We start from the raw sequence: 18,321 nt of genomic DNA on the forward strand, positions 1-18,321 counted from the left end.
TCTTGTGGAGCTATAATTATTTTAGAGTTTTCTTTATATAAGCCATAAATAATGATGCAATATCAATATCTGAAACTGTGTATAGTGTTCTACTTCCTACTACGTCTTCTATTTCATTTAGTATTAACTGGTTGTTTGAGTCGAACATGAAATCAATTCCTACGAAGTCAAAGTCGAAGTGATCTACTATTTTTTGGATCAGTTTTTTTTCGGTTGGCGAAAGTTCATATAGTTTTGCATCTCCGCCTAGCGAGAAATTTGCACGAAAGTCGCGTTCTGAATACCTCAAAACAGCTGCGATTATTTCTTTACCAATAATGAAGACTCTTAAGTCTTTCCCTACTTGATCTGCTACTTTTTGTATTAATAGTTCATCAAAATTTGCATTTTGAACAGTTTCTACTAGTTCAGCTTGATTATGAACATAATATACTTCATTTCCACCTCTCCCTATGCAATTCTTAAGGATACATGGGAATTGAATTGTATCGACTACATTCTTAATCGTACTTTTTTTATAATAAAATGTATCTAACATTGGTATACCCAGACTGGCAAGCTTTTGATGTGTTAAAAACTTATGGTTTGACATTGAAGAAATTGTCGCATTGTTAAATAGTTTTATCCCCATTTCTTCTAAGTGTGTGGATAAGACATTAGATATCGATCTCATTATGACAAAGTTCGGTATACTTAATACTTCACCATAATAGGAAAGAGTATTGACCCCGTTTTGAATGCCGATAATGATGTGGTCAGCGTATAGTAATTTTAGTTCAAGTCCATTTTCCAATGCTCCATTTATTAACCAGTCGATATATGTTCTATTTCTCTCTGCGTCTGCTTTTGAATAGATTAACCATCCGATCATGCGTTTAGCTCCAAGTCCTCAATAATATAATCAATGATATATTTCGTTGTATCTACATCGGTACATAAATAAATGTTTTTAAAATGAGCATTAGAATTAACTTCACATAAATACGTTAGGCCATCTTCTCCAAATAATAAGTCAATCCCTGCAAAATCAGCTTTTAGTATTTCGGAGCATTTTAATGCTAAATCTATTTGCTCTTTCGTTGGTTCGTATTTAAACATTTTTCCACCGTTTGTAACATTTGCACGAAAATCCGATTCTGATTTTCTTAAAACCGATGCTACTACTTGTTTCCCTACAACTTGGATTCGAATATCAGTACCTCTACTTGATTCAATAAACTCTTGATAAATGTGAGGCACATGTTTTAGCTCATCTACCTTTTTTAAAAGTTCTTCTCTATTCTCAATTAAATAAACTTGTCTACCAAATGAACCGAATGATTCTTTTATAATCAATGGATAACCAAGCTCTTTTTCTACTTCATCATAAAAGTCATAATTTGTTAAATTACAATTCGGAAAAAGAAGCGGTGCAGTAATTGTTTTCGGCATTGGGATTCCATAGTTTGACAACTCTTGAAATGTTAATGCTTTGTCATCACAGACCTCAATTGTTCTTGCAGAATTATATAATTTTAGACCCATATTTTCTAAATGCCTAGCTAAGCGAACATCCTTGTCCCAAAAAATTACAAAATCAGGTCTTTGATTTTCATACTTCCCTTTTAATTTCGCCTGACCCTTTTCGATTACCGGAATGAGTTCGTAGTGCTTAACTAAAGTAACGTCAATTCCCTTTGTTAATGCTGTATCTCTCAACCATTCGAAAAGTTCGGTAAATTTTGTTGCTGTAATATGACCATTAAAAACAATCCAACCTGTAAACTTTTTCATACTAATTATCTTCTTTCACTCGTAAAATTTTTTATTATCTCTTGAAAAATATAATCGAAAATTCCTTATCAATTATTAACTCTAACACAAAAAAAAGAATCGCAATACATCGACTTTTATTAGTCAACATACTACGATTCATTTTCGAAACGATCACTTCATCATATATACCATACGATCTTTACCATTTATATCAAAGACAACTTCAACAGTTGAACTTGGAAAGGCTTTTCTTAAAATATCAGCCACCGGTTCACCTTGATTTACACCGACTTCAAAAGCTACGAGTGACTTTTCATTTAACACTTTCGGTAAATCATTTGCAAAACGACGATAAAAATCTAACCCATCCTCACCACCGACTAACGCTCGATACGGTTCATGATTTTTAACGACCTCATCTAAATTCAACCAATCTTCATGTGGAATATACGGTGGATTTGATACCACAATATCAACCTTCTTATTTTCCTCAATAAAATAATTTAATAAATCATTATGAATAAAATGAACGTTTGCATTTAGCTCTTGGGCGTTTTGTTTTGCAACTTGAATCGATTCTTCAGCGATATCGATAGTATGAACAGTAAGTTGGCTACTTTCAAGCGCAAGCGATATTGCTATAGCCCCACTTCCAGTACCTACATCAACTAGTTCAAGCTGGTCTGTGTTTTTCCAGTGTTTATGAATACGATTTAATACGCCTTCTACGAGTTCTTCTGTTTCAGGTCTCGGAATCAACACTTCTTCATTAACGAAAAATTTTCTGCCGTAAAAATATTCATATCCAATCAAATATTGAATTGGTTGACCATCAATATGTTTCTTTAGCATATCTTGAAATTGATTCCAATGTTGCTCTTCCAAATCTTCACGCATATTTAACAGCAATTCCGTTCGATTGCAGTTTAAAATATGTTTTAACGCAATTTCTCCCACATTCTCATCGCGACCGTGTTCTTGTAAAAAAGAAGAAGCCCATTTTAGGGCTTCATATATCTTTGTTGTCATTATTGATTTTGTTCCATTCGTTTTGCTTGATCATCCATAATTAATGCATTAATGATTTCGTCAATTTTACCTTCAACGATTTGATCAAGTTTTTGAATTGTTAAACCAATTCGATGGTCAGTTACACGGTTTTGTGGGAAGTTATAAGTACGGATACGCTCAGAACGATCACCAGTACCTACAGCTTGCTTACGATTTTGATCATATTCAGCTTGAATTTCTCTTTGGAATTTATCATAAACCCTTGCGCGTAGAACTTTCATAGCTTTTTCTTTATTCTTAATTTGTGATTTTTCATCCTGACAAGATACAACCGTATTTGTAGGAATATGTGTTAAACGAACTGCAGACATCGTTGTATTTACCGATTGTCCACCAGGACCACTTGAAGCAAATGTATCAACACGAATATCTTTTTCATGAATTTCAATTTCAACTTCTTCAGCCTCTGGTAAGACAGCTACTGTTGCAGTTGAAGTATGAATTCGTCCACCAGATTCCGTTTCAGGAACACGTTGAACACGGTGAGCGCCATTTTCAAATTTTAATTTTGAATAAGCACCTTTACCGTTAATCATAAAAATAATCTCTTTAAAGCCACCTAGCTCTGTATAGTTACCTTCAATGATTTCAGTTTTCCATCCATTAACCTCTGCATAACGGCTGTACATACGATATAATGTCGCAGCAAATAATGCCGCCTCGTCTCCACCCGCTGCACCACGAATCTCAACAATAACGTTTTTATCATCGTTAGGGTCTTTCGGAATTAAAAGGATTTTTAATTGTTCTTCTAAATCTTTTGATTCATTTTCTAACTCATTTAATTCTTCTTTTACCATCTCGCGCATATCAGCATCAAGCTTTTCTTCAAGCATAGCTTTTGCATCCTTAATCTGCTCTTTAACTGATTTGTATTGACGGTATGCATCAACTGTTTCTTGTATATCAGATTGTTCTTTTGAGTATTCACGTAATTTTTTTGAGTCATTTATGATTTCAGGATCACTAAGTAGATCATTTAATCTATCATAACGATCCTCTACTGCTTGTAATCGATCAAACATATCTTTCACCTCGACATTTTCGTCTAAAATAGTAACTAAATATATATCGAAAGAAGCGATGCAAATCGCTTCTTTAATTTTATCTGTTAAATTCAAGTATCATAAGACACTTTCTCCACGTTTCTAACGATCTAGTTCTGAAAGCTAGCTCTTCGGTAATATTCCATTCAGAGCTGATCGAGCTTCCTCCATATTTCTTAGTGTCTAGTTCCAGCGCCTAGCCCCTCGAGGTCATAAGCCAAATATCATCAAAGGTTAAAAACCAACCTTCGCTGATATTTTTCTTATGCTTGTCGGGGCTAACCAAGGCACCTCCACATTTCTAAGTATATGGTCTTAATAGTTAATTTTCAACCTACTACAAATATTAATCGTTTTGATTTTGGAGTACTGGTTGATTTGTTTTAGTTGGTACTTCGTGACAGTGGCGACATCTTGGTTCGTATGATTCAGATGCACCTACTAAAATAATTGGGTCTTCGAATAAAGCAGGCTTCCCGTTTATTAATCTTTGAGTTCTGCTTGCAGGTGAACCACATGTTGCACAAACTGCGTTTAATTTTGTTACATGTTCAGCAATTGATAATATTTCGGGAACTTTACCGAATGGAAGTCCTCTAAAGTCTTGATCAAGTCCTGCGCAAATTACCCTTTTCCCTGTATTTGCTAATTGTTGAACAACATTCACAATTTCATCATCAAAAAATTGAATCTCGTCGATTGCAACTACTTCTACTTCTTCTGTAACGTATTTAAGAATGTGTGATGAGTGTGTTACTGCGTATGCAGGTACTTTCATACCTGTGTGAGACACCACTTCTACTTCACTATATCGATTATCAATTGAAGGCTTGAATGTAACGCAGCTTTGCTTAGCAAACTGTGTACGGCGAATGCGGCGGATTAATTCTTCTGATTTACCAGAAAACATACTGCCACAAATCATTTCAATCCAACCATTTTTTTTCATCATAAAGAACATTATGAGTCTCACCTTTCTATATCAGTACAATGACTATTTTATTTATTTTAGTTCAAAGCAATTTGCCGGATCATTTTTCATTATTATTCATGTAAGTATTTTGTCTATCTATATAAAAATTCATTTTTTTGAATTAAACTTGTATGATATTTAACTATAAATGCGTAAAAAAAGCAGGCAAAGTAGCAATAACTCGCCTGCTTTTCATCATTATTACTTAAGGCCGTATTTTTTGTTGAAACGTTCAACACGTCCTGCAGCGTTAGCAAATTTCTGACGACCAGTGTAGAATGGGTGAGAATCAGAAGAAACCTCAACTTTGATAAGAGGGTAAGTGTTACCATCTTCCCATTCGATTGTTTCGTTAGAATATTTTGTTGATCCGCTTAAGAATTTGAAACCAGTGTTAATGTCCATGAACACTACTTTCTTGTAATCAGGATGAATATTTGCTTTCATGTTTTTCATCTCCTTCCGCCCTGAAATCCTCGAAATCAGAGTTATAGAAACCATGTGTATACCACATAATTTACATTTCACATACAAATGAAATTATAGCAACTAACCCGGGAGAATGCAACCCACTATTTTTCCTTATAGATTGCTTATATCTTCCAACTACTTGTTAGTAACTGGTGTTTTTCGACTTTCTTCCGTCATCGTGTTAAAGAATTCTTCATTTGTTTTTGTTTGACGAAGCATTCTGAAGTAACGTTCAACAAAGTCAGGGATATCTGACATCGTTTTTCTCATTAACCATAGCTTGTCCAGATGATCTTTTGGTATTAATAAATCTTCTTTACGTGTACCAGAACGACGAATATCAATTGCTGGGAAAATACGACGTTCAGCTAATGAACGATCAAGGTGAAGCTCCATATTTCCAGTTCCTTTAAACTCTTCGTAAATGACATCATCCATACGAGAACCAGTGTCGATTAAAGCTGTAGCTAAGATCGTTAAGCTTCCACCTTCCTCGATGTTTCGTGCAGCACCGAAGAATCTTTTTGGTCGATGGAATGCAGCAGGGTCAATCCCCCCTGATAATGTACGACCACTTGGAGGAATAACTAAATTGTATGCTCGAGCAAGTCTAGTAATGCTATCCATTAAAATGATGACATCTTTCTTATGCTCTACTAGTCTCATTGCGCGTTCTAATACTAATTCAGCAACTTTTATATGGCTATCAGGTGTTTCATCAAATGTCGAACTGACAACGTCACCTTTAACAGAACGTTCAATGTCCGTTACTTCTTCAGGACGTTCATCAATTAATAATACAATTAGTTCTGCTTCAGGGTGATTTGTTGTGATACTATTAGCGATTTCTTTTAATAGTTCTGTTTTACCTGCTTTTGGAGGAGCAACAATTAAACCACGTTGACCAAATCCTACTGGGGCAATCATATCAATAATTCTCGTTGAAAATTTTGCAGGTGATGTTTCAAGTTTCATTTGTCTATTCGGATATAATGCTGTAAGTCCTGGGAAGTGAACGCGCTCTTTCGCATTTTCAGGATCATCTCCATTAACCGCTTCCACTTGAAGTAATCCAAAGTATCTTTCATTCTCTTTAGGTGGACGTACTTTTCCAGAAACCTTATCACCATTACGCATATCAAATCGACGAATTTGAGACGCAGAAATATAAATATCCTCGGAACTTGGTGAATAGTTAATTGGACGTAAGAATCCATACCCTTCTGAAGGTATAATTTCAAGTACACCTTCCATGAACATTAATCCATCTTTTTCAGCTTGCGCCTTTAAGATTGCAAAAATAAGTTCTTTTTTCGTTAATTTGCTGTAATACGAAATTTTCATTACTTTCGCATGTTCATACAAATCTTTTAATTTCATATTTTCTAATGCAGAGATCGTTAAACTCATACAGCACCACTCTTTACTTTTATTCATTCAAATTAGGATTTTCTTAATTCGGAAGGTTATTTAGAAGGTTTTTTGAAGGAAACTTACATAAAGTATTACTCTTTAGTGTAACCTTTTCCCCTAAAAATATTCTAAGTAATTAGAATTAAATAGGTTTACTATCTATTGAGATTATAATTCGAAAGAGTTTTTTATGCCAACTATTTTTCGACGAAACTATATAATGACCCTTCCCTTTGGAGAAAAAAGGAAAGAGTCATTATTCTAGTAAATCATTATATAAGTTTCAGATTGACTAAAAAACACTTATTTCTCGAGGTAGGTAATCTGATATTATTTGATAACTAGGTTAGGTTTCTTGTTTAAACTGTGTCTTCCATCTACAAAACGAACTGTTCCTGATTTAGCACGCATTACTAATGAATGAGTAGTTCCTACATTCCCTTTGTATTGTACGCCTTTTAATAATTCACCGTCAGTTACGCCTGTAGCTGCAAAAATCGCGTCATCACCTTTAACTAGATCGTCCATGTATAATACACGGTTTGTATCTTCAATACCCATGCGTTTGCAACGCTCAACCTCTTCCTCATTTTGAGGTAATAGCTTACCTTGAAGCTCTCCACCTAAACATTTTAAAGCTACTGCAGCGATTACACCTTCTGGAGCTCCACCACTACCGAATAAAATATCAACACCTGTATGATCAAATGCCGTGTTAATCGCACCAGCAACATCGCCATCATTGATTAATTTAATTCGAGCACCTGCTGCACGAATTTCTTCGATTAATTTTGCGTGGCGTTCTCTGTTTAATACAGTTGCAACTACTTCATTAATATTTTTTCCTTTTGCTTGTGCTACTGCAGTTAAGTTTTCAAGAACAGAAGCATTAATATCAACTTTACCAACAGCTTCTGGACCTACTGCTAACTTTTCCATATACATATCAGGTGCATGTAATAAATTTCCATGGTCAGCAATCGCGATAACAGCTAATGCATTCCATCCGCCAGATGCAACGATATTTGTTCCTTCAAGTGGATCTACCGCTACGTCTACTCTTGGACCATATCCATTTCCAAGCTTTTCACCGATGTATAGCATTGGAGCTTCATCCATTTCTCCTTCTCCAATTACAACTGTTCCTTTCATCGGAATCGTGTCAAATACATCACGCATTGCTGTTGTTGCAGCATCATCCGCTTCATCCTTTTTACCAAGACCCATCCATTTTGCAGATGCAAGTGCTGCTGCCTCAGTAACACGTACTAATTCCATCGATAAACTTCTTTCCATTTAAAACTCCCCCTTTGATGTAAATGAAAACTACTATAATTATGTTAAATCGGAGTATGTAGACATACTATTTACGCATTTTTTAATTGTTCAACTTCTTGTTTAGTCAATTGAACACGCCATACATTTGCTCCTAATCCTAAAAGCTTTTCAACTAAATCTTCATATCCTCTATCAACATGCTCTAGTCCAGTAAGTTCTGTCTTACCTTCAGCAATTAGCCCTGCAATAACCAATGCAGCACCAGCACGCAAATCACTTGCTTTTACACGACCGCCTTGTAACTCTGATGGTCCAGATATAATAGCTGTACTACCTTCAACTTTAATCGTTGCACTCATTCTTCTCAGTTCATCTATATGCTTAAATCTCGCACCATAAATTGTATCCGTTATAACAGCTGTTCCATTTGCTTTCGTTAAAAGAACAGAAAATGGTTGCTGTAAATCAGTTGGAAAACCTGGATAAACTAGTGTTTTAATATCAACTGATTTCAACTGTTTATTGGACCCAGTTACGATAATTTGATCATCATTTGTATCAATATCAATATTCATTTCTCTCATTTTTGCAATAAGCGATTCCAAGTGATGCGGAATTACATTATCAACGATTACTTGGTCTCCATCTTGTACAGTCGCAGCAGCTAAAATAGCATAAGTTCCTGCTTCTATTCGGTCTGGGATAATCGTATGTGTACAACCTGATAACGATTCTACACCATCTATACGGATCACATCAGTTCCGGCACCTTTAATTTTCGCACCCATACTTGTTAGTAAAGTTGCAACATCGACAATTTCAGGCTCTTTTGCAGCGTTTTCAATAACGGTTCTACCATTTGCTAAAACTGCAGCCAACATGATATTGATCGTTGCACCTACACTAACTACATCTAAGTATATACGTGCACCCTTTAACTCTTCTGCTCTTAAATAGATTGCACCTTGCTCATTTGTTACTTTTGCACCTAATGCTTCAAAACCTTTTATATGTTGATCGATAGGTCTTGGACCAAGATAACATCCACCTGGTAGGCCTATAACCGCTTGCTTAAATCTACCTAACATTGCACCCATTAAATAATATGAAGCTCGTAATTTTTTTACTTTTCCACTTGGAAGTGGCATAGCAACCATATTTGTTGGATCAATCATAATTTTTTCATCAGACATTTCTACTTGTCCACCAATTTCCTCTAAAAGGTCGCAGAGTGTTTGAACGTCTGAAATAGAAGGAACACCCTCAAGTGTTACTGGTGAGCTTGCTAATATAGTTGCTGGAATCAATGCTACAGCACTATTTTTAGCTCCGCTGACTCGAATTGTCCCTTTTAAAGGTATACCGCCTTCTAATACAAGCTTTTCCATAGTATACTCCCTTCTAAAATGAGCAGAAGAAAATAGTAGAGAAGTAAAATTTTAAGCTTCTCAACCTTCGGGTAAGTTTCTACCTATTTTCTCCAAATTTCTATTTCCCTAATCTTAGTTTATACGAGAGGTGCACTCTAATGTAAAGACATTTGCCTTAAAATAGCCTAACATTATGAACTGCAAAATCTCCAATTTCCAGAAAAACTGAGCTAACATTGATCTTGCTTTGTTCGTTTTTACGTTACTATTTACTGAAATAGATTCTAGAAGATGAAACGTATTTTTAAATAACAGTTAGCCCTAAACTAATTCTAATCATTATTGTCCAATGTCTTCAAGTCAAATTAAAAAAAACTCTAATTTATTACTAAAAAAATAATTATCAAATCGACCATTATTTCATTTCCTGCTTCATTGAAACCTCGAACGACTAAACTCCCTAGTGTTTACTATACAGTGTTTTAAATTGCCTATCGAGATTCAACCTTTTGATCGTAACCTTATTTTCCTTCAGAAACAAGAAAACCGTCTAAAAATAATTTTAGACGGCTTAGTTATTAATACTATATCATATTTCAAGCTGAATAACTTAAAATATTATGCTTTGTTGCTAGTACCGAACTCACGAATTTTACCAGCAACAGTTGCGATAATCGCTTCACGTCCTGGTCCAAGGATTTTACGAGGATCGTACTGTTTTTCGTCGTTTGCAACAAATTCACGTACAGCTTTGTTGAAAGCAATTTGATTTTCAGTGTTTACGTTAATTTTAGCAGTTCCACGAGCAATTGCTTTTTGAATTTGTTCAGTAGGGATTCCAGTTCCACCATGTAAAACTAATGGTACGTTTGTTTCGTTACCGATTTGTTCCATTTCGTCGAAACCTAATTTTGGTTCACCTTTGTATGGTCCATGTACAGAACCTAATGCTGGAGCTAAGCAATCAATACCAGTACGTTCTACTAGTTCTTTACACTCTGCTGGATCAGCATAAATGATGTCACCAACAACGTGATCTTCTTGTCCACCAACTGTTCCTAATTCAGCTTCAACTGAAACACCTTTAGAATGAGCATAATCTACAACTTTTTTAGTTGTTTCAACGTTTTGCTCAAATGGATCGTGAGAAGCATCGATCATAACTGATGTGAAACCAGCATCGATAGCAGATTTACATGCTTCAAAGCTTGAACCATGATCAAGATGAATTGCTACAGGTACAGTAATTTTTAAATCAATTAATAAACCTTCTACCATTTTTACAACAGTATTAAACCCACCCATGTATTTTGCTGCACCTTCAGATACACCAAGAATTACTGGAGATTGTTCTCTTTCAGCAGCAGTAAGAATAGCAAAAGTCCATTCTAAGTTATTAATGTTATATTGACCAACTGCATATTTACCTTCTTTTGCTTTATTAAGCATTTCAGTCATAGATACTAAAGGCATTATAAGCCCTCCTTATAATCTTTTAATGGAAATTAATCTGTACCCATAATTGTACTAACAAGAATAGAATGCAACAAATTGTTCTATATTATGTAAATTATGTGGTATTTATATCACAACCTAAGAATACAAAAAAAGCTTAAAAAACACAACCCAAATCATTTAACGTTCGTATTATCGTAACATTTCGGTAAATTAGGTTGGATTTCAACAGCTATTTTTCGTGATTTCCGAAAACGCTTTCAATTATATCGATGAAAAAAAAAGCAGATGGTCCGCTGCCCATCTGCTATTTTACTGCTGAGATTGCGGTTGAGATGTATATTCTCTAACAACCTTTTTTATTTCATCAATATCAAATGGTTTTGGAAAATATTGTAGTGCACCTAATTTTTTTGCTTCTTCAATAATATCTAATTCACCATAAGCCGTCATCAAGATTACTTTGATATCTTTATTAATTTCTTTGATTCGTTTTAAAATCTCTACTCCGTCCATACCTGGTATTTTCATATCAAGAATGACTAAGTCAGGACAATCCTTTACCACAATATCAATTGCTTGAAAACCATTCGCAGCTTGAAATACCTCATAGCCTTCTTTCTTGAAAATTTCGTGTAAAAGCAAACGAATTCCGTACTGATCGTCTACTATAAGTAATTTACTACCCAAAAATAGTACCACCTTTCTAACCAGATAAGCTTAATTGAAAAAAATACAAATTCCCCTAAATTTTTACATTCTACTTAGAAGTCCTATTTTCCTGCAACCAATGATATTTTTTACAAAAAAATACTCTCTTTTAATTTTAAGTCTGTACCTAATTTAAAGTATAATGGGTAGCACATACTTTTATAAGAGGGAGTCTTATTAAATGTTAAAAATTTTTACTACTCAATTAAATGGAGTTTTTCAAAAAATAGTAAATCAGGAGGAAGTATTTGAAGATGCTTCTCGCTTTCTAGCACAAGCTATAATAGGTGAGGGAACTGTTTACATTCACGGCACAAAAGAATTCGTAGGAATCGTTTCTGAAATCACTGAAGGCGCTGAGCAAAGTGACTCAATTAAACCTTTATTTAGTAACGGAGAGATTCAATCATTATCTCCAGTTGATCGTGTCCTTCTATTTACTAGACAAACAAATGATCAAGAAGCAATTGACATTGCAAAAAAATTAACTGAATTAAATATTGGGCTTGTAATCGTCTCTACTACTATTAATCATGAAGACCAATTATCTGATTTAGCTGATGTATTTATTAACTACGAATTAACGAGAAAATTAGTGCCTACCGATGAAGGAGATCGAATTGGCTTCCCTACTCTACTTGTAGGATTGTTTATCTACCACTGCCTACTACTAACGATCAACGAAATCATAGCCGATTTTGACTAACTGTCGTTTTAAAATAAAAAGTAAAAAAAACACCCAATAATAAAATACTATTGGGTGTTTCAGTGTGTGGACAAAGTCCTATTTATCTGATTATCAGACTGGTTGAAACCTTTAAACTTCTTCTCTTATTCTCGACCTTTAAGTGTTGCTCCAACAAAGTCTCTGAATAATGGTTGTGGTCTATTTGGACGAGAAATAAATTCTGGGTGGAATTGTGATGCTACAAACCAAGGGTGGTTTGGTAACTCAATAATTTCAACTAAACGACCATCTGGGCTTGTACCTGAGAAAATGAAACCTTCTTGTTCCATTTGTTGACGGTACTCATTGTTGAACTCATAACGATGACGGTGACGCTCATAAACAACTTCTTCACCGTATGCTTCAAACGCTTTTGAACCTTCTACTAATTTACATGGATATAAACCTAAACGTAATGTACCACCTAAATCTTCAACATCTTTTTGCTCCGGTAATAAATCGATGATTGGATAATTAGTTGTTGGATCGATTTCAGCTGAGTGTGCACCTTTTAATCCTAATACATTTCTAGCAAATTCAATTGAAGCAATTTGCATACCTAGACAAATTCCTAAGAATGGTATGTTATTTTCACGTGCGAATTGAGCAGTTAAAATTTTACCTTCTACACCACGATCACCGAATCCACCTGGTACAAGGATTCCATCAACATCGCTTAAAAGCTCGTTTACGTTAGCTGTTGTAACTTCTTCAGCATTAATCCATTTGATTTCAATTTCACTATCAAAAGCATATCCAGCGTGTTTTAATGCTTCTGCTACAGAGATGTAAGCATCTTGTAATTCAACATATTTACCAACAAGAGCAATCTTAGTAGATTTTGTAAGATTTTTAACTTTATCTACTAATGCAATCCACTCTGTCATATTCGCTTCATTTGTTTGTAATTTTAAATGATTACATACAATATCATCTAATCCTTGAGCTTGAAGAGCTAACGGAATTTCGTAAAGAGTTTCTGCATCTACACATTCAATTACATCTTTCGCATCTACATCACAGAATTGAGCAATTTTATCTTTCATTTCTTGTGGTACAGATGTTTCTGAACGTAATACGATGACATTTGGTTGAATACCAATGCTACGAAGTTCTTTTACGCTATGCTGTGTTGGTTTTGTTTTTAACTCACCAGCCGCTTTAATATATGGAAGAAGTGTACAGTGAACATACATTACGTTGTCGCGACCAACATCACCTTTAATTTGACGAATTGCTTCGATAAATGGTAATGATTCGATGTCCCCAACAGTTCCACCAATCTCAGTGATTACAACATCAGCATTCGTTTCACGACCTGCACGGAAAACTTTATCTTTAATTTCATTTGTAATATGTGGAATAACTTGTACAGTTCCACCTAGATAGTCTCCACGACGCTCTTTTTGTAAAACAGTGGAATAAACTTTACCACAAGTTACATTATTAAATTTAGTTACATTAATATCAACGAATCTTTCATAGTGACCTAAGTCTAAGTCTGTTTCAGCTCCATCATCTGTTACGAAAACTTCACCGTGTTGATAAGGACTCATTGTTCCTGGGTCTAAGTTAATGTATGGGTCAAACTTTTGAATCGTTACATTTAACCCTCTGTTTTTTAGTAGTCGTCCTAAAGATGCTGCAACAATCCCTTTACCAAGAGAAGAAACTACGCCACCTGTTACAAAAATATACTTTGTCATAATTGAGCCCCTTTCATTTTTTAGCATTCGTATTTTATTTTTTCCATACAAGAAATTACAAAGCTAAAGTTTTATAAAAAAATTTTAATAACAATTTGTATGCATGCTTTATTGTCTTCCAAAATAGGTTTTTTTCATGCAAATTCTTAAGATTTAACATTTTGGTAGAAACATGAATAAAGCATTCACTTTACTTCTTAATACAAGTTTTCTGAAAAAAACAAAGACGCCCCCTATTTAAAATAGGGAGCGTCAAATATATTTCGTTCTTTTTTAAAGAGCCCAATAAGAATTCTACTCATTCACTATCTAAAAGTCAAGAGCTTATAGTTCATCTTCCTCATCTAGTGGTTTACGTTTCTTCTTAGGTTTTGCAACTGGTAATACTTCTTCTTCAGCTTGATCATATGGATACCAAGCTCTTAATCCCCAGCGATTTTCACCTAAACATACGAAGCGTCCATCAATATTTAATTCAGTATAAAATTGTGGAAGTTTTTCTAAAAGTGCTTCTCTCGTAACACCTAGTACAGTTGCCATTTGGTCAACTAAATCATAAAACGAAATTGGTTCCTTCGTTTCAGAAAAAAGTTCATATGCTAATTCAATTAACGATAATTCTTTTAATTGCTCTTCCGAGTATTGCTTTAAACTCAAGGTAAGCACTCCTTTAAAAATAATATTTTCACCATAATTCAATAACATTATGTATAAATTTTACTTGTTAGTTATAAAATACATATCTTTCATTATAAACAAAACTAAGTTAAATATGCTAGCACCTAGACTATATTTTTCAATATTAGATTAATTTTTTATGAAAATAGTAAAATGAGCGTCTAAAAAAGACGCTCACTTTTTTAATGTTGAAACGCTATCTTTGTTGCTTGTCATCAAGGATGCCATCTGGATTTCCACTGCAGGATGCTCGCTTTCCGTGGGGCGTGAGCTGAGCCTCCCCGCATTTCCCACAGGAGTCGAGAATCCTTCCGTTCCAATCTACTTTCATTAATAAAAAATGTTTTCTTAAAAAGAAATCTAGAATAACCACTTCATAATTACTACTCCGTGCTTTTTTTCGAACTTCTTACATATTTCTACGGTATTGACCGCCAACTTCATATAATGCTTGTGTAATTTGGCCTAAACTTGCAAATCGTACTGTATTCATTAGCTCTTCGAATAAATTACCGTTTTGACGGGCAACTTGTTTCAATTGATCTAAAGCAGTTTGGGCTTCTGATTTGTGTTTTGATTGGAATTCCGCTACATGGTCAATTTGCGATTGTTTTTCTTCGTAACTTGATCTAGCGATTTCCATTGTATTGATTGATTCCATTTGTTCATTTGGATTGATATAAGAATTCACTCCAATGATTGGAAGTTCTCCGTTATGTTTCAATGTTTCGTAATAAAGTGATTCTTCTTGTATTTTACCACGTTGATATTGAAGCTCCATTGCCCCTAATACACCACCGCGATCACTAATTCTTTCAAACTCTTTTAATACTGCTTCTTCAACTAAGTCTGTTAATTGTTCAATGATAAATGAACCTTGGATTGGATTTTCATTTTTCGATAGTCCATTTTCCTTTTGGATAATCAGTTGAATAGCCATTGCACGTCTTACAGATTCCTCAGTAGGAGTCGTTACAGCCTCATCATATGCATTTGTATGAAGTGAATTACAATTATCATATAAAGCCAATAAAGCTTGTAGAGTTGTGCGAATATCATTAAATGCCATCTCTTGTGCGTGTAATGAACGCCCAGAAGTTTGAACATGGTATTTAAGTTTTTGACTTCGTTCAGATGCTCCATACTTTTCTTTCATAGTTACTGCCCAAATTCTTCTTGCTACACGGCCGATTACTGAATACTCGGCATCAAGCCCATTACTAAAGAAAAATGATAGATTATGTGCAAAATCATCAATCTTCATGCCACGACTTAAGTAGTATTCAACATAAGTAAACCCATTTGATAAAGTGAAAGCAAGTTGGGAAATCGGATTTGCTCCAGCTTCAGCAATATGATATCCAGAAATTGATACTGAGTAATAGTTACGTACACTATTATCAATAAAATATTGTTGAATATCTCCCATCATTTTTAGCGCAAATTCTGTAGAGAAGATACATGTATTTTGTCCTTGATCTTCTTTTAAAATATCAGCTTGAACTGTACCACGAACTTTTTGTAATGTAGACTGTTTTACTACTGTAAATTCTTCAACTGTTAAAATTCGACCTAATTCTTTTTCTTTTATTTCAACTTGTTGATGAATAGCTGTATTTAAGAACATCGCTAAAATGATTGGTGCTGGGCCATTAATCGTCATTGAAACGGATGTTGAAGGACTACATAGATCAAATCCTTTATAAAGTTCAATCATATTATCTAACGTACAAACACTTACTCCACTTTCTCCAATTTTCCCAAATATATCAGGACGAATTGCTGGATCTTCACCATATAGAGTTACAGAATCAAATGCTGTACTTAAGCGCTTAGCTGGATCATTTTCGCACAGATAGTGGAATCGTTTATTTGTACGACTAGGTGGTCCCTCACCAGCAAATTGTCTCTTCGGATCCTCGTCTTGGCGTTTAAATGGAAACACCCCTGCTGTGAATGGAAAATATCCAGGTACATTTTCTTTTGCAACCCATCTTAATAAGTCACCGTAGTCACGATAAGTTGGGACGGATACTTTAGGTATTTTCGTACCAGATAGTGTTTTTGTTGTTAGTTCAACTTTAATTTCTTTATCTCTAATCTTTTGTGTAAGTTGATCTTTTGAATAAGCTTCTTTAATCAATTTAAAATGATTAAGAGCTTGCTTTGTCGTAGGTGCAAGAGAATCTTCAAATTTATTTTTCAAATCAACTAATGTGCTTTTTCCATCTTCAATCTTAAGTGATTCAATTTCAGAAAGAGTACCTTCGATTTGATATAGTTTTGAAGCTTTCGCTGCTTCTATTTCAGTATTTGCATGGTAGTTTCTAACCGTTTCTGCGATTTCTCTTAAATAAAAACGGCGATTACTTGGAATAATGACGTGTTGTTTTTCAACATTTCCAGGTTTAATAAAAGTTGTAGTCCATTCCTTTGCTGTGTGCTTCTCAATTGCACCTGTTAAAGCTAAAAATAAATTATTTGTCCCTGCATCGTTAAATTGACTAGCGATCGTTCCATATACAGGCATTGTATTTAAATCATCATGGAAAAGGTGACGACTACGTTGATATTGTTTTTGAACTAGACGCAACGCATCTTCAGAGCCTTGACGTTCAAACTTGTTAATCGCAATTAAATCAGCAAAGTCAATCATATCAATCTTTTCTAATTGAGAAGGTGCTCCAAACTCGCTCGTCATTACATACAAATGAATATCACTATATTGCGTAATTGCAGCATCACCTTGGCCAATACCACTTGTCTCTACAAAGATAACGTCAAAATCCGCTAATTTTAAGATTGAGATCGTATCTTCCAATGCATTTGAGATTTCGGATTGGCTATTTCTAGTTGCTAAACTTCTCATGTACACGTTTGGATGGTGAATCGAATTCATGCGGATACGGTCACCTAATAACGCTCCACCTGTTTTTCGTTTCGTTGGATCAATCGATACGATCCCAACTGTTTTTTCCGGAAACTCTTGAATAAATCTTCTTACTAGCTCATCTGTTAATGAACTCTTTCCAGCACCACCAGTTCCTGTCATACCAATTACTACACTTTTACTAGTTTCTGGCTTCTCTAATGTTGCAGCCATTTCTAAACTCGAATCTAATGAGCCTTTATTTTCAGCTAGCGTAATCAGTCTAGCAATCTCTTTATGTTGTTTTGCTGATAGTTTTTGCACATTTTCTAACTCTTTTAAAGGTGGCATAAAATCTGTGCTTTGTAACATATGGTTAATCATTCCTTGAAGTCCCATTGTTCGACCATCTTCAGGCGAATAGATTTTAGTAATTCCATATGCTTCTAATTCTTCTTGCTCACGAGGTAAGATTACGCCCCCTCCTCCACCAAATAATTTGATGTGAGAAGCACCTCTTTCTTGAAGTAAATCATACATATATTTAAAGTATTCCATATGTCCACCTTGGTAGGAAGAAATTGAAATACCTTGTACATCTTCTTGAATTGCTGCGTTTATTATTTCCTCTACAGAACGATTATGACCTAAATGAATTACTTCTACCCCATTTTCTTGCAATAACCTTCTAATCATATTGATTGACACATCATGACCATCAAATAAGCTTGAAGCAGTAACAAAACGAATTTTATGTTTAGCTTGATATTTTTCTACCATACTATTCATCCCCCGAAA

At 34.6% G+C, this 18,321-nt stretch carries 15 protein-coding genes; 1 reads left to right on the forward strand and 14 read right to left on the reverse strand.

The genetic code is table 11. The features are described 5' to 3' along the window. Nucleotides 1-16: 16 nt before the first annotated feature. The 11 genes from B7R67_RS10740 to B7R67_RS10790 all read right to left on the reverse strand — a co-directional run bounded on the left by B7R67_RS10740 (nt 17) and on the right by B7R67_RS10790 (nt 11,522). Nucleotides 17-871: an ATP-grasp domain-containing protein gene (locus B7R67_RS10740; RefSeq protein WP_088070257.1), complete on the reverse strand. Its 855-nt coding sequence runs from the start codon at nt 869-871 to the stop codon at nt 17-19. Further along, nucleotides 868-1,773 (reverse strand): ATP-grasp domain-containing protein, encoded by a 906-nt coding sequence (locus B7R67_RS10745; protein WP_088070259.1) that lies wholly within the window; start codon nt 1,771-1,773, stop codon nt 868-870. The genes B7R67_RS10740 and B7R67_RS10745 overlap by 4 nt, the downstream gene beginning before the upstream one ends. Nucleotides 1,774-1,926: 153 nt before the next feature. Further along, on the reverse strand, nt 1,927-2,784 hold the full coding sequence (prmC, locus tag B7R67_RS10750; protein WP_088070261.1) for a peptide chain release factor N(5)-glutamine methyltransferase: 858 nt from the start codon (nt 2,782-2,784) through the stop codon (nt 1,927-1,929). After that, entirely contained in the window at nt 2,784-3,851 is a 1,068-nt protein-coding gene (gene prfA, locus B7R67_RS10755) for a peptide chain release factor 1 (protein ID WP_142289543.1), read from the reverse strand. Before prfA ends, prmC begins: the two co-directional genes overlap by 1 nt. Nucleotides 3,852-4,218: 367 nt before the next feature. Continuing rightward, nucleotides 4,219-4,833: a thymidine kinase gene (locus B7R67_RS10760; protein ID WP_088070263.1), complete on the reverse strand. Its 615-nt coding sequence runs from the start codon at nt 4,831-4,833 to the stop codon at nt 4,219-4,221. 213 nt (nt 4,834-5,046) lie between these two features. Beyond that, the gene (locus B7R67_RS10765; protein WP_088070264.1) at nt 5,047-5,292 is read right to left on the reverse strand and encodes a type B 50S ribosomal protein L31; all 246 of its coding nucleotides are present in this window, start codon (nt 5,290-5,292) and stop codon (nt 5,047-5,049) included. Nucleotides 5,293-5,451: 159 nt separating this feature from the next. Then, nucleotides 5,452-6,726, reverse strand: a complete 1,275-nt coding sequence (gene rho, locus B7R67_RS10770) for a transcription termination factor Rho (RefSeq protein WP_088070266.1) — start codon at nt 6,724-6,726, stop codon at nt 5,452-5,454. Between the two features lie 333 nt (nt 6,727-7,059). Then, complete coding sequence (glpX, locus tag B7R67_RS10775) at nt 7,060-8,025, reverse strand: class II fructose-bisphosphatase (RefSeq protein WP_088070268.1); 966 nt, start codon at nt 8,023-8,025, stop codon at nt 7,060-7,062. 71 nt (nt 8,026-8,096) lie between these two features. Continuing rightward, nucleotides 8,097-9,395 carry a UDP-N-acetylglucosamine 1-carboxyvinyltransferase gene (locus tag B7R67_RS10780; protein WP_088070270.1) on the reverse strand — a complete coding sequence of 433 codons (1,299 nt, stop codon included), beginning with the start codon at nt 9,393-9,395 and terminating at the stop codon, nt 8,097-8,099. A 600-nt stretch (nt 9,396-9,995) separates the two neighbouring features. Continuing rightward, nucleotides 9,996-10,850, reverse strand: a complete 855-nt coding sequence (locus B7R67_RS10785) for a class II fructose-bisphosphate aldolase (RefSeq protein ID WP_088070282.1) — start codon at nt 10,848-10,850, stop codon at nt 9,996-9,998. 294 nt (nt 10,851-11,144) lie between these two features. Next, on the reverse strand, nt 11,145-11,522 hold the full coding sequence (locus B7R67_RS10790; RefSeq protein WP_088070284.1) for a response regulator: 378 nt from the start codon (nt 11,520-11,522) through the stop codon (nt 11,145-11,147). Between the two features lie 202 nt (nt 11,523-11,724). Between B7R67_RS10790 and B7R67_RS10795 the strand changes: the two genes are divergently transcribed. Further along, complete coding sequence (locus tag B7R67_RS10795) at nt 11,725-12,249, forward strand: DUF2529 family protein (protein ID WP_088070286.1); 525 nt, start codon at nt 11,725-11,727, stop codon at nt 12,247-12,249. 125 nt (nt 12,250-12,374) lie between these two features. On the opposite strand, the gene B7R67_RS10800 is transcribed toward B7R67_RS10795, so the two are convergent. The 3 genes from B7R67_RS10800 to icmF form a co-directional block, all read right to left on the reverse strand. Next, nucleotides 12,375-13,976 carry a CTP synthase gene (locus tag B7R67_RS10800; RefSeq protein WP_088070289.1) on the reverse strand — a complete coding sequence of 534 codons (1,602 nt, stop codon included), beginning with the start codon at nt 13,974-13,976 and terminating at the stop codon, nt 12,375-12,377. Nucleotides 13,977-14,300: 324 nt separating this feature from the next. Beyond that, nucleotides 14,301-14,633 carry a DNA-directed RNA polymerase subunit delta gene (gene rpoE / locus B7R67_RS10805; RefSeq protein ID WP_088070291.1) on the reverse strand — a complete coding sequence of 111 codons (333 nt, stop codon included), beginning with the start codon at nt 14,631-14,633 and terminating at the stop codon, nt 14,301-14,303. Nucleotides 14,634-15,063: 430 nt separating this feature from the next. Beyond that, nucleotides 15,064-18,303 carry a fused isobutyryl-CoA mutase/GTPase IcmF gene (gene icmF, locus B7R67_RS10810; protein ID WP_088070293.1) on the reverse strand — a complete coding sequence of 1,080 codons (3,240 nt, stop codon included), beginning with the start codon at nt 18,301-18,303 and terminating at the stop codon, nt 15,064-15,066. Nucleotides 18,304-18,321: the final 18 nt, after the last annotated feature.

The organism is Gottfriedia luciferensis (genome assembly GCF_002156865.1).
GTDB classification, from domain to species: domain Bacteria; phylum Bacillota; class Bacilli; order Bacillales; family Bacillaceae_G; genus Gottfriedia; species Gottfriedia luciferensis.

Bases quoted from the DNA above. Each gene is read 5' to 3' on its own strand.
- B7R67_RS10740 (WP_088070257.1), bottom strand. From the start codon at position 871: ATGATCGGATGGTTAATCTATTCAAAAGCAGACGCAGAGAGAAATAGA.
- B7R67_RS10745 (WP_088070259.1), bottom strand. From the start codon at position 1,773: ATGAAAAAGTTTACAGGTTGGATTGTTTTTAATGGTCATATTACAGCA.
- prmC (WP_088070261.1), bottom strand. From the start codon at position 2,784: ATGACAACAAAGATATATGAAGCCCTAAAATGGGCTTCTTCTTTTTTA.
- prfA (WP_142289543.1), bottom strand. From the start codon at position 3,851: ATGTTTGATCGATTACAAGCAGTAGAGGATCGTTATGATAGATTAAAT.
- B7R67_RS10760 (WP_088070263.1), bottom strand. From the start codon at position 4,833: ATGTTCTTTATGATGAAAAAAAATGGTTGGATTGAAATGATTTGTGGC.
- B7R67_RS10765 (WP_088070264.1), bottom strand. From the start codon at position 5,292: ATGAAAGCAAATATTCATCCTGATTACAAGAAAGTAGTGTTCATGGAC.
- rho (WP_088070266.1), bottom strand. From the start codon at position 6,726: ATGAGTTTAACGATCTCTGCATTAGAAAATATGAAATTAAAAGATTTG.
- glpX (WP_088070268.1), bottom strand. From the start codon at position 8,025: ATGGAAAGAAGTTTATCGATGGAATTAGTACGTGTTACTGAGGCAGCA.
- B7R67_RS10780 (WP_088070270.1), bottom strand. From the start codon at position 9,395: ATGGAAAAGCTTGTATTAGAAGGCGGTATACCTTTAAAAGGGACAATT.
- B7R67_RS10785 (WP_088070282.1), bottom strand. From the start codon at position 10,850: ATGCCTTTAGTATCTATGACTGAAATGCTTAATAAAGCAAAAGAAGGT.
- B7R67_RS10795 (WP_088070286.1), top strand. From the start codon at position 11,725: ATGTTAAAAATTTTTACTACTCAATTAAATGGAGTTTTTCAAAAAATA.
- B7R67_RS10800 (WP_088070289.1), bottom strand. From the start codon at position 13,976: ATGACAAAGTATATTTTTGTAACAGGTGGCGTAGTTTCTTCTCTTGGT.
- icmF (WP_088070293.1), bottom strand. From the start codon at position 18,303: ATGGTAGAAAAATATCAAGCTAAACATAAAATTCGTTTTGTTACTGCT.